This window comes from Rhizobium sp. PP-CC-3G-465, assembly GCF_004343445.1.
Lineage (GTDB): Bacteria > Pseudomonadota > Alphaproteobacteria > Rhizobiales > Rhizobiaceae > Ferranicluibacter > Ferranicluibacter rubi.
Genome location: NZ_SLYH01000005.1, coordinates 1 through 13,531, shown reverse-complemented (window position 1 = coordinate 13,531; position 13,531 = coordinate 1). Strand labels below are relative to the sequence as shown.

The 13,531-nt window shown below is 62.8% G+C and carries 11 protein-coding genes; 5 read left to right on the top strand and 6 right to left on the bottom strand.

What is annotated here, in order from left to right; genetic code table 11:
• Positions 1–4: 4 nt before the first annotated feature.
• From C8J33_RS17825 to C8J33_RS17815, 3 genes are read right to left on the bottom strand one after another with little or no spacing between them, the layout of a single operon-like run.
• Positions 5–2,413: an ABC transporter permease gene (locus C8J33_RS17825; RefSeq protein ID WP_110801714.1), complete on the bottom strand. Its 2,409-nt coding sequence runs from the start codon at positions 2,411–2,413 to the stop codon at positions 5–7.
• Entirely contained in the window at positions 2,413–3,090 is a 678-nt protein-coding gene (locus C8J33_RS17820; protein ID WP_110801494.1) for an ABC transporter ATP-binding protein, read from the bottom strand. Before C8J33_RS17820 ends, C8J33_RS17825 begins: the two co-directional genes overlap by 1 nt.
• A gap of 34 nt (positions 3,091–3,124) precedes the next feature.
• Positions 3,125–4,372: an MFS transporter gene (locus C8J33_RS17815; RefSeq protein WP_422038645.1), complete on the bottom strand. Its 1,248-nt coding sequence runs from the start codon at positions 4,370–4,372 to the stop codon at positions 3,125–3,127.
• A 408-nt stretch (positions 4,373–4,780) separates the two neighbouring features.
• Here C8J33_RS17815 and C8J33_RS17810 point away from each other — a divergent pair, with 408 nt between their 5' ends.
• Both C8J33_RS17810 and C8J33_RS17805 read left to right on the top strand, forming a co-directional pair.
• Complete coding sequence (locus tag C8J33_RS17810) at positions 4,781–6,913, top strand: TonB-dependent hemoglobin/transferrin/lactoferrin family receptor (protein ID WP_343289882.1); 2,133 nt, start codon at positions 4,781–4,783, stop codon at positions 6,911–6,913.
• A 238-nt stretch (positions 6,914–7,151) separates the two neighbouring features.
• Positions 7,152–8,882: an ABC transporter ATP-binding protein gene (locus C8J33_RS17805; protein WP_110801492.1), complete on the top strand. Its 1,731-nt coding sequence runs from the start codon at positions 7,152–7,154 to the stop codon at positions 8,880–8,882.
• A gap of 33 nt (positions 8,883–8,915) precedes the next feature.
• Here the strand turns inward: C8J33_RS17805 and yghX are convergent, their stop codons facing one another.
• Positions 8,916–9,803 (bottom strand): YghX family hydrolase, encoded by an 888-nt coding sequence (gene yghX, locus C8J33_RS17800; RefSeq protein ID WP_110801491.1) that lies wholly within the window; start codon positions 9,801–9,803, stop codon positions 8,916–8,918.
• 92 nt (positions 9,804–9,895) lie between these two features.
• Positions 9,896–10,987: an ROK family protein gene (locus C8J33_RS17795; protein ID WP_132664992.1), complete on the bottom strand. Its 1,092-nt coding sequence runs from the start codon at positions 10,985–10,987 to the stop codon at positions 9,896–9,898.
• A gap of 209 nt (positions 10,988–11,196) precedes the next feature.
• On the opposite strand from C8J33_RS17795, the gene minC reads away from it, so the two are divergent.
• The 3 genes from minC to minE are packed head-to-tail and all read left to right on the top strand — an operon-like array spanning position 11,197 to position 13,045.
• Positions 11,197–11,943: a septum site-determining protein MinC gene (gene minC / locus C8J33_RS17790; RefSeq protein ID WP_110801489.1), complete on the top strand. Its 747-nt coding sequence runs from the start codon at positions 11,197–11,199 to the stop codon at positions 11,941–11,943.
• Positions 11,944–11,972: 29 nt separating this feature from the next.
• Positions 11,973–12,788, top strand: coding sequence for a septum site-determining protein MinD (minD, locus tag C8J33_RS17785; protein WP_110729294.1), 816 nt, complete (start codon positions 11,973–11,975; stop codon positions 12,786–12,788).
• On the top strand, positions 12,785–13,045 hold the full coding sequence (minE, locus tag C8J33_RS17780; protein ID WP_092937262.1) for a cell division topological specificity factor MinE: 261 nt from the start codon (positions 12,785–12,787) through the stop codon (positions 13,043–13,045). The genes minD and minE overlap by 4 nt, the downstream gene beginning before the upstream one ends.
• Positions 13,046–13,238: 193 nt before the next feature.
• On the opposite strand, the gene C8J33_RS27345 is transcribed toward minE, so the two are convergent.
• Positions 13,239–13,531: hypothetical protein (locus tag C8J33_RS27345; protein WP_132664991.1), on the bottom strand; the 293-nt coding region annotated here is incomplete at its 5' end.

The following is a 13,531-nucleotide window of genomic DNA, read 5'->3' as shown; positions in this document are numbered from 1 at the left end:
GGGCCTACCGTTCATTGGCAAAGACTTTCAGAAGGTCCGAAGGCGAGATCGCTGCAAGCTGGCGCAGGGGGATGAAGGCCGAAAGCAGGCTTGCGGCGAGCGCGAGTGCTGCGAGACGCACCCAGTCGGCGGGAAAGATGTGCATCGGAAGCTGCCAGCCGAAAGCCTCGACGTTGACGACGGACAGCAGCACCCAGGCCAGCCCGAGCCCGACGGGAAGGGCCGCCAGAAGCGTGATCGCGGCGAGGACAAGGGTCCGGGCAAGCTCCAGAAGGATGAGCTGCCGGCGCGTCAGACCCATGGCCCAGATTGGCGCGAGCTGCGGCAGGCGCATGGTCGAGAGCGTCATGAGGCTCGCAAACATGGCGAGGCCGGCGACGCCGAGGGTGAGGATGTTGAGCGCGGCGGTGACCGAAAAGGTCTGTTCGAAGATGTCGAGCGAGCGCCGTTTGAGGCTCGCCTGATCGACGAGGTTTTCCGGCGGTAGGTCGAACCGCTCGCGCAGCGCCTCAGAAAGCGCCCCGACATTGTCGGACGGCAGGCGCAGACCGTAGCGCAGGCGCGCAACATCCGGGTAGTGCGTCGTCAGCGCATCGATACCGATCATCACCTGGGGGAGGGGGTTGCCATAGTCAGAGTAGACGCCGGTAACCGTCGTCGTCCAGCCGCCGGGAAGCATCAGGCTGTCGCCGATCACCAAGCCATCGCGGCGCGACAATTGCTCGTTGATCAGCGCACCCGTCCCCGTCGCCACGCGATCCCACGTGTCCGGTGCGCGTGCGAGAAGGGGCCAGTTGCCGCGGTAGGTCGGATCGTCGGCAACGCCGAAGATCTCTGCAGGCGCGCCGCGCACCTCGCCGGAAACGCTCCAGATCGGCAGGGCCGCATCCACCCGGCCGGTGAGCCAAGTGCGCAGATCCGCTGCCTGGGCCTCGTCGCGCGCGGTCACGTAGAGTTCTGCGGCCAGCCTCTGGTCGAGCCAGCCGGTAAAAGTCAGCCGGAAGCTCGAAACCATGGTTCCCACGCCGATATTGGCGGAGAGCGCGAGGAGCAGCGCCATCAGGGCGAGCGACAGGCCCGGAAGTTGCTGGCGCGTATCTGCCCAGAACCATTCGGCAATCGGCCGCCTGGTCAGGCGCTGCATGAGGGCGAGGAACAGGGCAAGGAGCACCGGCAGCAGCAGTGCGGCACCGAGAAGCAAGCCGCCGAGTACCGAGAAGCCGACGACGAGCCCGGAGCCGAAAACTGCAAGAGCGATTGTCGCCACAAACAGCCCAATGGCCGCTGCCGCCTGCAGGCGAAGCCCGGACTCCGAGGCGCGAGCCCAGGCCCGCGGCTGAGCCGGTGCCAGAAGCGGCATGCGCCAGACCCGCCAGAGGCTCTGTGCTGCCGCAGCCAGCGTTCCGAAAAGTGCGATCGCGAGCCCGGACGCCCACCATTGCGGCCGCAGCGTAAGGGTGCCGGGAACGCTGGCGCCGTAGAGCCCTTGCAAGGTTGCGGCGACACCGGGCAGAAGGACCGACCCCACGAGATAGCCGAGCAGAACGCCTGCGATACCGGCGATGATCGAGAACCCGACCAGTTCTGCAAGAAGCAGGCCGGTCAGCGTCGTTGCCGGCAGGCCGAGCGAGCGGAGCGTGCGAAAGGTCGCACGACGCTGCTCGAAGGCGAGGCCGATGGCGGAATAGACGATAAAGAGGCCGACGGCGAAGGCGAGGAATCCGAAGGCGGTGAGGTTGAGGTGAAAGCTGTCGGTCAGGCGCGCAAGATCGCCCTGCGCGTCCGGCGCCTTGGCGACCAGGCCCGGAGCGATCTGCTCGACCGGGGGCAGGCCCTGCCGCTGTCCGCGCGCTACGATCAGCTGGCTGATCTCACCCGGCTTGCCGAGAAGCTGCTGCGCGGTGCCGATATCGGTCATGCCGATGCCGGCAAGGAGCGACGCGGAGACCTTGAGCGGTGGCAGGGATTGTCCGGAAAGTCTCTCCGCCGTTTCCGCGGAAACATAGAGAAGGCCGGGTGGCGTGAGGAAGGCGAGGAGATCGTTTGTTGCACCGATATCTCCCGCCATCCCCTCGGCCGGCATGGTCAAAGGATCGATGCCGATGAGGTGCAGGCGTGTCGGCCCGAGACGGAGTGTTCCCTCGATCACAGGGGAGACAAGCCAGCCGGCGCGGCGAAGTGCGATGAACTCGGATTGCGCGATGGGCGCCCCGGTGCCGCTGACGATCCGGTCAAGACGGTCCTGCCCGAGCGTTGCGGCGGCGCGATCATAGCTTGCGCGCGCTTCCGCGTTGATGGCTTGCACGCCGGACCAGAGGGCGGTCGCCAGCGACAGGCCGAGGAGCAGCATGACCAGCTGAAGGGGCCGTCGGCGCCAGTGCGACAGGAGCGCGCTCATCGCCGTGCGGCGCATCATGCGGGCCGTTCCACTGACTGGTCGATGCGGCCTGAGCGCAGATGGATGCGACGATCGAGTTGTCCTGCGAGGCGATGGGAGTGTGTGACCATCAGCAGCGACGATCCGGTTTCCGCGACGAGCGACAGCATCAGCGCCATCACAGCGTCCCCCGTGGCTTCGTCCAGATTTCCGGTCGGCTCGTCCGCCAGCACCAGTTTCGGCCGCGCGGCCAGCGTCCGCCCGATGGCGACGCGCTGCTGCTGGCCGCCGGACAGTTGCTCGGGATACCGGGCCAACAGTTGTTCAAGCCCGAGCCTTGCGGTCAACGCCTGCTGCCAAGCCGCATCGAAACGCCCGGCGAGGCGCGCGTGAAAGGCCAGGTTCGCTGCAACGGTCAGCGAGGGAATAAGGTTGAACTGCTGAAAGACCATCCCCACCGTCGATCGGCGGAGGGCAGCACGCCCTTTGTCGTCGAGCCCGCCGATCTCCTGCCCATCGACGATGATTCGGCCATGGTCGGGATGATCGAGCCCGGCGACCAGATGGAGGAGCGTGCTTTTGCCGCTGCCGGATTCACCGGTCAGCGCCACGCTCTGACCGGAATCGAGCGAGAGGTCGATGCCCTGCAAGACGGTAAGCGGTCCTTCCGCCGTCCGGTAGCTCTTCGACACATCTTCTAGGACGACGAGCATGAATGTCCGATCAAGGGGCTTGGCACGGTTCTGTTCATGCGAGGCTCGTTCTGTCTCTGGCGGTCCGCCGGGCCGTGATCCGCGCGGTCATGATAACGAGCAGTCCGGCGGCGGTCAGGCATGCCGCGAGGAAGAACATCGGCGCGATGGTGCTGCCGGTCGCGTCCTTGATCCACGGGACGACGTTCTGCGCGATGAACCCGCCAAGGTTGCCGACCGAATTGATCGCGGCAAGCCCTGCGGCAGCGCCAGCACCCTTCAGGAAGCGGGACGGCAGGCTCCAGAAGACCGGCTGGCCGGAGAAGATGCCGGCGGCGGCGATGCAGAGGAAAGTAAACTGCAGCGTGTGATTGGGAACGACGGCGGAGAGGACGAGGCAGGCCGCGCCGACGAAGGCGGGAATGACGATGTAGGGCGTCTTGGAAGAGGCCTTGTCGGCCATTGCCGGCACCGCCCAGAGCGAGATGGCGACGAGCAGCCATGGGATGATGTTGATGAAGCCGTTGACCGTGTTGCTGACGCCGAACTCCCGCACGATGGTCGGCAGCCAGTAGCTGAGGCCGTAGGCTGCGAGCGGAAAACCGATGTAGCAGAGCGCCATCAGCAGCACCTGAGGATTGATCAGCGCCTTAAAGCCGTTACCGGCGTGGTCGTCGATCCCGGCATTCTCTGCCGCCAGCGTATCGCGCAGCCACGCCTTTTCCTCGACAGAAAGGAAGTTCGCCTTCTCCGGGCGGTCGACGAGGTAGAACAGCGTGACGATGCCGGCGATGATGGCGGGGATGCCGGTCGCGATGAAGACCCATTCCCAGCCGGCATAGCCAAGCATGCCGTCGAGATCGAGCAGGATGCCGCCGAGCGGCGCGCCGATGGCATTGGCGATGGCGCTGAAGATCATGAACAGGCCGACCATGCGGGCGCGGTAGGACGACGGAAACCAGAGCGTCAACAGGTAGAGCACGCCCGGGAAGAAGCCGGCCTCGCAGACGCCGAGCAGAAACCGCAGGATGTAGAACATCGTTGGGCTGGACGTGTAGGCGAGCGCCACCGTGACCATGCCCCAGGTGACGAGGATGCGGGTGAACCACTTTCGCGCGCCGAATCGCTCTAGGAACAGGTTGCTCGGGACCTCGAACAGGAAGTAGCCGATGAAGAACAGGGAGGCGCCGAGGCCGTAGGCATATTCGCTCATGCCGAGCGCGCCGACCATGTCGAGCTTGGCATAGCTGACGTTCTGACGGTCGATATAGGCGATCAGGTACAGGATGCCGAGAAACGGCATCAGTCTCCAGGTGATTTTCGAGATCACGGTCTTTTCCACGATCAGTCCTCCCTCGTCGTCATGTCTGGCGTTCTCCGGCTTTCGCGGATGCGTATCCCGTACCAACTAGAAGCGGCCGCAATCTTGTCCATGTCGCCACCGGTTTTCGCAGGTGCCGTGCCTCGACGGCGATCCTCGCAGACACTGATTTTTAATATTGACACAAATACTCATGTTTAATAGCTGTCGTCCGGGGGCAGGCATTCGTCTGTCAGTTCATTGTGTCGGCCACGTCATGTCATCTCCGCGGGACCCCTGCGGCGAAAGGCTTTCGTGTGTCCGCTGAAAGGAAACAACATGGTATCCCGGGGCTCGCGGTCCGTACTCCTTGCCTGCTCATCCCTTATGGTCGTCGGGGCGTTTGCACCCATGACGTTGCCTGCCTTCGCGCAGGATACGCCGCCGGCGCAGGGCACCGCATCGACCCAGGAGCAGACGGCGCTGCCGACGATCATCGTCAAGGGCAAGCGCGTGCGGCAGGGGGCTCCGGAGGATACGCCGCTCGCCACCCGTACCACCGCAGAACAGATCGCCGAGAAAGACATCGACGATCTTGACGATCTTGGCGATACGACCGAGCCGGGCGTCAGCTTCGTCTCCGCCACGAAGAGCGTCAACATCCGCGGCCTGGAAGCCGACCGCGTCCTGACGACGATCGACGGCATTCCGGTGCCTTATCTGTCGGACGGCGTGCGCGGCTCCCAGGGCGGCGTCGACACCTATGATTTCGCATCGCTCGGCACGGTCGATATTCTGCGGGGCGCGGATTCCAGCCGTGCGGGTTCGGGCGCTCTCGGCGGTGCCGTTATCCTGCGCACGCTGGAGCCGGAAGACCTGATTGCGGACGGTGCGACGGTCGGTGGCGTCGCCAAGCTCGGCTATGACGGCTCAGACCGCTCGCTGACTGGGGCCGCAGCGGTCGCCAAGCGCTTCGACAACACCTCCGTGCTCTTCCAGAGCTCCTACAAATACGGACATGAAGACGAGACGGGCGGGGATGTCGGTGGTTACGGTGCAACGCGCACGGAAGCCGAGCCGATGGATCTCAACCGTCGCAATATCCTCTTCAAGGTGCGCCAGTCGCTCGAAGGTGGACACACGATCGGCATGACCGCCGAGCATTACGGCCAGAACACGACCACGGACCTGCGCGCGACGCAGGGTTCGACATACCAGGCCGATGACTACGACCGGGATTCCGACAAGAAGCGCGATCGCCTGTCGCTCGATTATTTCTTCGACGCGACGAGCGGCGACAGCTGGATCGACAGCGCCTTTGCGACCGTCTATTTCCAGAGGGCGGAGCGCGTCGAAGGCACGCATGGCATCCGCCTGACCCCGCCGCGGGGCTACTACATGCGTTCCAGCGATAACGAAGCACGCTCCTATGGCGCAAGCGGCTATGCCAATTCCAGCTTCGATACCGGCCTGCTCAATCATCAGGTCACCTTCGGCGGCAATATCGACTTCACCCAGACGAGCCAGTATCAGAAGGGTGACGACAGTTGCGACGTCCTGTTCGTGCCGACCTGCGTCAACTACCACAACAACCGCTCCGACATGCCGGATACCGACAGCCTGATGGTCGGCCTCTTTGCGGAAGACAAGATCGGGCTCGGCAATAGCGGCGTCTCCCTGACCCCCGGCCTGCGCCTCGACTGGTACCGCCACGATCCTCAGGAAACCTCGACCTACACCAGCATCGGCAACAGCCCGGATCTTCCCGAGGGCCAGAGCGATTTCCGGCTCTCTCCGAAGCTCCGAGCCGCCTGGCAGGTCCATTCGGATGTCGAACTGTTCGCGCAGGTCACCACCGGTTTCAAGGCGCCGAACGTCTCGCAACTCTACAGCAACTATGACAATGCGCCGCTTTACCGGCAGATCGGCAATCCGGATCTCGACCCTGAAACGAGCTACGGCTTCGAAGCGGGTGCAAACTTCGGCGACGAGGATTTCGGCGGGCGGATTGCGGCCTATACCACGCGCTACAAGAATTTCATCGATTTCGAAACGACGCCCGAGGCAGGCTATCGCGTCGGGAGCATCGAATACTTTAACCGCGACCGCGTCCGGATTTCCGGCATCGAGGCCCGCGCGCAGAAGACCTTCTCGTCCGGTATCGACCTCCATGGCTCGCTGGCCTATGCCCGTGGCACCGATCTCGACACGGATGAACTGCTCGCATCCGTTGCACCGCTAAAGGCGATCGTCGGCGTCGGCTACAACACCGAGTTCTGGGGAACGGATCTCAGCCTCGTCACCGCGGCTGCCGTGGACGACGATTCCATCGCCTCGACCCGCCCCGGCGGCTACGGCATCGTCAACCTCACAGGCTGGTGGGAGCCGGAACAGACCAAGGGCCTGCGCATCCAGGGCGGCATCTACAATCTGTTCGACAAGACCTATTTCGACGCTCTCGAGGTCAAGAATATCGTCAACGCCTCCGAGCTCTATACGGAAGCCGGGCGCTACTTCAAGATTTCCTTAACGCAGAAGTTCTGAGCCTAAGGTTCGCTTACATTCTCTCCGGCGTGCCTGCGATGACACAAGGGAGAGGGACATGCGGACAAGCCCACCAGCTTGCCCGCATGTCGCTTTCAGCCTGTGACGTACTTGCTTTAGACCTCTGGCGCCATGCATGACGGTCTCGTAAAACCGCTGCAGACTTTCGGGCGACATGCGGTAGAAGGCTGCATCGGCGTTCTGCCGATGCAGCCACACGCATATCAAGAGCCACGGCATGAATGATCTTCTCAGGCGGTTTGCCGCCTACTACCGCCCGCACCGCCGCCTGTTCCTGCTGGATTTCTCCTGCGCGATCACGGCCGGCCTGCTCGAACTGGTCTTTCCCCTTGCCGTCAAACTCTTCATCGACCGGCTGCTGCCGACCAACCAGTTCGGCCTGATCGGTCTCGCCGGCCTCGGCTTGCTCATCATCTATGTCGTCAATGCCGGCCTTCAGGTCGTGGTGACCTATTGGGGGCATATGCTCGGCATTCGCATCGAGACGGAGATGCGGCGCAAGGCGTTCGACCATCTGCAGAAGCTGTCCTTCGGCTATTTCGACAACCAGAAGACCGGCCATCTCGTCGCGCGGCTGACGAAGGATCTCGATGAGATCGGCGAGGTCGCGCATCACGGCCCCGAGGACGTCTTCATCGCGGTCATGACGCTCGTCGGCGCCTTCATCCTGATGATGTTCGTGCATGTGCCGCTTGCTTTGATCACCGCGCTCATCGTGCCGCTCGCCGCTTTCGTCACCACGCGCTATGGAACGCGGATGACGGTCAACTCGCATGCGCTCTACGGCAAGGTTGCCGAATTCAACGCGCGCATCGAGGAGAATGTCGGCGGCATCCGCGTCGTCCAGGCCTTCGCCAACGAGGATCATGAGCGCGCGCTGTTCGCGCAGAACAATGCCGGTTACCAGCGCACCAAGCTCGAAGCCTACAAGTTCATGGCCGCATCGACCTCGCTCTCCTATCTCTCGATGCGCCTCGTGCAGGTGGCGGTGATGCTGGCTGGCGCCTGGTTCGTCGTGCGCGGTGAACTCACGGCCGGCGGCTTCGTCGGCTTCCTGCTCCTCGTCGGCGTGTTCTTCCGGCCGATCGACAAGATCAACTCCGTCATAGAGACCTATCCGAAGGGCATTGCCGGCTTCCAGCGCTACCAGCAGTTCCTGCAGACCGAACCTGACATCGCCGATCGCGCCGATGCGGTGCCGGTCGATCGTCTGAGGGGCGATATCGTCTATCGCGGTGCCGGCTTCGGCTACCAGGGGGGCCGTCCGATCCTGCGCGATCTCGACCTCTCGGTGCGCGCAGGCGAGACCGTGGCCTTCGTCGGGCCGTCAGGCGCGGGCAAAACCACCATCTGCTCGCTGCTTCCGCGGTTCTACGACGTCACCGAGGGGACGATCACCATCGACGGCATCGACATTCGCGACATGACGCTGCGATCGCTGCGCTCCAACATCGGTATCGTCCAGCAGGACGTCTTCCTCTTTGCCGGAACGATCCGTGAGAATATCGCCTATGGGCGCCTCTGGGCCTCCGAGACGGACATCCTCGCGGCCGCCCGGCGCGCGCGTCTCGACGCGGTCATCGCGGCGTTGCCGGAGGGGTTGGATACGGTCATCGGCGAACGCGGTGTCAAGTTGTCCGGCGGGCAGAAGCAGCGGCTCGCGATCGCGCGCATCTTCCTCAAGAACCCGCCGATCCTCATTCTCGACGAAGCGACGTCGGCGCTTGATACGGAAACCGAGCGCGCCATCCAGCAGTCCCTCAGCGAGCTTGCGGAAGGGCGCACGACCCTCGTGATCGCTCATCGGCTGGCGACGATCGCCAATGCCGACCGGATCATGGTGGTGGAGGATGGACGGATTGCCGAACAGGGCACGCATGCCGACCTGCTTGCGATGCCCGACAGTCGCTACCGCCGTCTTCAGGCGCCGTCTGCCGAGGGCGCCTGAGAATCAGCATCGTAATCAGTCGTCAGCCTCGTCCTACGCCAGATACCGATTAAACCAGGCGATCGTCCGGTCCCAGGCAAGCTTGGCCGCAGCCTCGTCATAGCGCGGCGTCGAGTCGTTGTGGAAGCCGTGGTTGGCGCCGGGATAGATGTGGGCCTCATAGGTCGTGCCTGCCGCTTTCAGGGCAGCCTCGTAGGCCGGCCAGCCCTCATTGACCCCTTTGTCCAGCTCGCCATAGTGCAGGAGCAACGGCGCCTTGATGCGCGGTACGTCCTCGGCCTTCGGCTGGCGGCCATAGAAGGGCACGGCGGCGGCCAGTTCCGGATAGGCAACGGCTGTCGCATTGGAAACACCACCGCCATAGCAGAAACCGGTTATGCCGACTTTCCCGGTCGCAGCGTCGTGCGCCATCATGAACTCGACGGCGGCAAAGAAATCGTTCATCAGCTTCGTCGGATCGACGCTCTTCTGCAGTTCGCGCCCTTTCTCGTCATTACCCGGATAGCCGCCGACGGAGCTGAGACCATCGGGTGCCAAGGCGATGAAGCCGGCCTTCGCCACACGGCGGGCGACGTCTTCGATGTAAGGGTTGAGGCCGCGGTTTTCATGCACGACCACGACGGCCGGAACCTCGCCCTGCGCTTTGACCGGCCGCACGAGATAGCCGCGAACCTCTCCATGCCCCTTGGGGGAGGGGTAGGTAATATACTCTGCAACGATTTCGGGATCGGTAAAGGCAACCTGCTGCGCCAGTGCGTAGTCCGGGCTCATAGAGGAGAGGATGGCCGCAGCCGTCAGTCCGCCGATTGCAAACTTGCCCGCCCTGTCGAGAAACTCACGCTTGGAGATCTTTCCATGCGCATAATAATCGTAGAGTTCCAGCAGTTCCGGATCGAAATCCTTGGCCGTCAGACGCGTCATGGAAAAGTCTCCCTCTCATCCTGTTGCCGCCAAAGGTAGAGCGGAACGGGAAGAACGTCGCTTCACAAGTTCGGCAACGACGGGTTTAGCACTTAAGCTTGGGTCTTCGCCTTGTTGACGAAATGGGCGTTGCCAAGGCCGGTGCCGATGGTCAGCACGGCCCATTTGGATACGTCGTGCATGAAGGGGATCTGCGACAGCCCCTGAACGACGGCATCATTGTGCATCATCACGAAGGTCTCATGCCCGCCGATCTCGGGAATGGCCTTCTTGATCGCTGCCGGCAGATTGAAGATGTCACTTTCCCAATTGCCGCCTGGCAAATTCTGCCCGCCGCGCTCGATCGAGCCGTCCGCCTGAATGATGCCCGGGCAACCGATACCGATCAGCGGCGCTGGCGCCAGCTTCTCCTTCTCGGCGCGTGCGATCAGATCTTTCAGCATCGCGATCAGACGCTCGACGGCCACACTGCGGCTCGGACGATCATCCGAATGCCGCCAGATCTCCGACTGCCAGACAGCCGCCTCTTCCAGATAATGCTTGTCGTCGCTCTTTGCCTTGCCGAGGTCGACGACACCGGCGCGAATGTTCGTGCCGCCGATATCGACGGCGAAGATCGCCTTGTGCCCCTTCAGCATCCATGCCGGCATCAGGTGTACCGAACCGATCAGCCCGGCATCATCAGGGTGGTGAACGACCGGGACCAGATGGACGTGCACGTCGCGCTCGGCAAGCAGCATCTCCGTACGGGCAATGGCAAGTTCGCCGGAGCGGCTCTGACGAAAGCCGCCCCCGACCACGATCCGCTCGGTGCCGGCCCAATGCTTCTGCTTCAGGAAGCGCGTGACCACATTGGCGAATTCCTGTGAAAAGTCCTCGATCGCACTCCACACCAGCGCGGCCGCCTGCGCGTCCTTGCCCTTGAGCAGCGCATCGATATCGCGCTTGGGAAGATCGGCTGTGGCAACCTTGCCGATCGGGTCGATGCCGACCTCCCGCATCACCTTTCGCCAGCGATGCAGCTTCTCACGGAACTCGCCCTTCGTCGCCTTGTCGCCGATGAAGCCGTCCTTGTCGCGAATCTCGATGTTGTAATCGTCGATGATGAGGGCTGGTAAGTCGAGGGCTCCATTTGTCAGGGGGCCGGTGGCCTGATCCTGTGTCGCAGTCTTTGACGTACCCATCAATCATCGATCCCTTCATTTGCAGGTGCGGTCGCAACGTATCGCTGCCGCGGATGTTCCCGCTAGGCTCCGCCCGCATCAACGAAACCCCTGAAATGGGATGGAAACAGCCGCTTTCGACCGTTTCGCAAGCCTTGGGCAAGGCCGTTCCTGTTAACCTTTCGTTAACCGTCATAGCGATACATATTGTAAACGAATCCTTAACCTAGATGAACAAAGTGCCAACAGACGCCCGCTCGATCCGTATCAAGGGCCGCTCCTTTCTCGCGGTCGTTCTCTCTCCGGACCTGCCGCTTGATGCGTGGCTGATTCGGCTGGACGACCTCGCTGCGCGCTCCGCCGGCTTCTTCTTCGGCCGCCCAGCCGTTCTGGACGTCGCCGACCTGAAGCTCGACCGGACCCAGCTGAAGGAACTGGTCGATGAACTGACCCGCCGCAATGTCAGCATCATGGGCATCGAAGGCGCGCGTCCCTCCGCGATCGCGCCCGGAATGCCCCCGGCGCTGAAGGGTGGGCGTCCGGCGTCCGACTTCGAGGTCACGACCAGCGATCCGGCCGAAGCCGGGACGACGGACGATATGGCGAGTGAGGCCGGTGAGGTCCGTGCGGAAGAACCCCGCCCGGCGCTCCAGTCGCTCGTCATCCGCGAACCGGTCAGGTCCGGGCAATCCGTCGTCTTTACGGAAGGCGACGTCACCGTCGTCGGTTCCGTGGCCTCGGGTGCCGAGATCATCGCGGGTGGGTCGATCCATATTTACGGCGCACTGCGCGGCCGCGCCATGGCGGGCGCCGTCGGCAACGCCAGCGCACGAATCTTCTGCCGGAAGCTCGAGGCCGAACTGGTCGCGATCGATGGCGTCTACAAAATGGCCGAAGACATGGCCCCTGGTCTCCGCGGACAACCCGTCCAGCTGTGGCTGGAGGACGATGCGATCATGGCAGAGAAACTCAAGTGAGCCGGATACGGCCAAAACAGGAGAGCAAGATGGGGAAAGTCATCGTCGTTACGTCAGGCAAGGGTGGGGTCGGCAAGACCACGTCCACGGCCGCCCTCGGTGCCGCCCTGGCTCAGAGGAATGAAAAGGTCGTCGTGGTCGATTTCGATGTCGGGCTGCGCAATCTCGATCTGGTGATGGGTGCGGAACGCCGCGTCGTCTACGATCTGATCAACGTCATTCAGGGCGATGCCAAGTTGCCGCAAGCGCTGATCCGCGACAAGCGGCTGGAAACGCTGTTCCTGTTGCCCGCGTCGCAGACGCGCGACAAGGACAACCTCACCGAAGAGGGTGTCGAGCGTGTCATCGGCGAACTGAAGCAGCACTTCGACTGGATTATCTGCGACAGCCCCGCCGGTATCGAGCGCGGCGCAACGCTGGCCATGCGCCATGCGGATGTCGCCGTCGTCGTCACCAATCCGGAAGTCTCGTCCGTCCGTGACAGCGATCGCATTATCGGCCTGCTCGATTCCAAGACGCTGAAGGCCGAAAACGGCGAGCGTATGGAAAAGCACCTGCTCCTCACCCGCTACGATCCGATCCGCGCCGAGCGTGGTGACATGCTGAAGGTGGAGGACGTGCTCGAAATCCTGTCCATCCCGCTGCTCGGCATCATCCCGGAAAGCATGGATGTGCTTCGCGCTTCCAACATCGGCGCACCGGTCACACTCGCAGACGTGCGTTGCCCGCCCGCGATGGCCTATTTCGACGCCGCCCGTCGTCTTGCAGGCGAAACCCTGCCGGTCACGATCCCCGGTGAAAAGCGCAGCCTGTTCGGCAAGATCTTCGCACGGAGGGCTGCATGAGCATTTTCCGCCTTTTCACCAAACAGAGGTCCGCGCCGATGGCGCGCGAGCGGCTGCAGGTTCTGCTTGCGCATGAACGCGGTGCCGCTGGCTCCGACCTCGTCGCCATCCTGCGCGAGGAAATCCTCGCTGTCATCGCCAAGCATGTGCAGATCGACAGCGACAAGGTCCATGTGAAGATGGACCGGGACGAACACATGTCGATCCTGGAGATCGACGTCGAGATCCCGCTGGACGCCACCAAACAGGCGGCCTGATACCAGCAAGGCTCCTCCATCGGCGCGGCCGCGACACGATCGCAGCCGCGCCGATTTCGCTTTTAGGCGCTACCCCGCGCAACGCCCATGACCGACGCCCGAGCCTGTGCTGCGGGCGTCGTTTTTGTTTGTGGAAACGGGCTGGAATGGCATCCGGTTGGAATTCCATAGATATTACAGGTACTTGTCACTTTTATGAAGTTTTTCGGACGGGTGCTGTTGACGAACCATCTGTCTCGGATCTATAAACCGCACACCAACGAGGGCGGCGGCGCTGCTGGCGACCAACGAACTCGCTCTGAAGTTTCTTGACTTTGTAGCGAGTTGGCGGTCTTAGGCAGAACAGCTTGAGGCTCTTGCGGGAAAGATTTTGCGGTGATTGTGGCTTTAAGCTTTGATCATTCAGCGATGTGACGGACCGGTAAGGTTTGTCTGTTTTTTGACAATTGAAGATGAGAAAGAGAAACGTGGGCGGCGGACGTTGCG

What these genes read in the sequence shown, in the direction of transcription:
- C8J33_RS17825 (WP_110801714.1), bottom strand. Translation starts at nt 2,413, where the DNA reads ATGCGCCGCACGGCGATGAGCGCGCTCCTGTCGCACTGGCGCCGACGG.
- C8J33_RS17820 (WP_110801494.1), bottom strand. Translation starts at nt 3,090, where the DNA reads ATGCTCGTCGTCCTAGAAGATGTGTCGAAGAGCTACCGGACGGCGGAA.
- C8J33_RS17815 (WP_422038645.1), bottom strand. Translation starts at nt 4,372, where the DNA reads ATGCCGTTTCTCGGCATCCTGTACCTGATCGCCTATATCGACCGTCAG.
- C8J33_RS17810 (WP_343289882.1), top strand. Translation starts at nt 4,781, where the DNA reads ATGACGTTGCCTGCCTTCGCGCAGGATACGCCGCCGGCGCAGGGCACC.
- C8J33_RS17805 (WP_110801492.1), top strand. Translation starts at nt 7,152, where the DNA reads ATGAATGATCTTCTCAGGCGGTTTGCCGCCTACTACCGCCCGCACCGC.
- yghX (WP_110801491.1), bottom strand. Translation starts at nt 9,803, where the DNA reads ATGACGCGTCTGACGGCCAAGGATTTCGATCCGGAACTGCTGGAACTC.
- C8J33_RS17795 (WP_132664992.1), bottom strand. Translation starts at nt 10,987, where the DNA reads ATGGGTACGTCAAAGACTGCGACACAGGATCAGGCCACCGGCCCCCTG.
- minC (WP_110801489.1), top strand. Translation starts at nt 11,197, where the DNA reads ATGAACAAAGTGCCAACAGACGCCCGCTCGATCCGTATCAAGGGCCGC.
- minD (WP_110729294.1), top strand. Translation starts at nt 11,973, where the DNA reads ATGGGGAAAGTCATCGTCGTTACGTCAGGCAAGGGTGGGGTCGGCAAG.
- minE (WP_092937262.1), top strand. Translation starts at nt 12,785, where the DNA reads ATGAGCATTTTCCGCCTTTTCACCAAACAGAGGTCCGCGCCGATGGCG.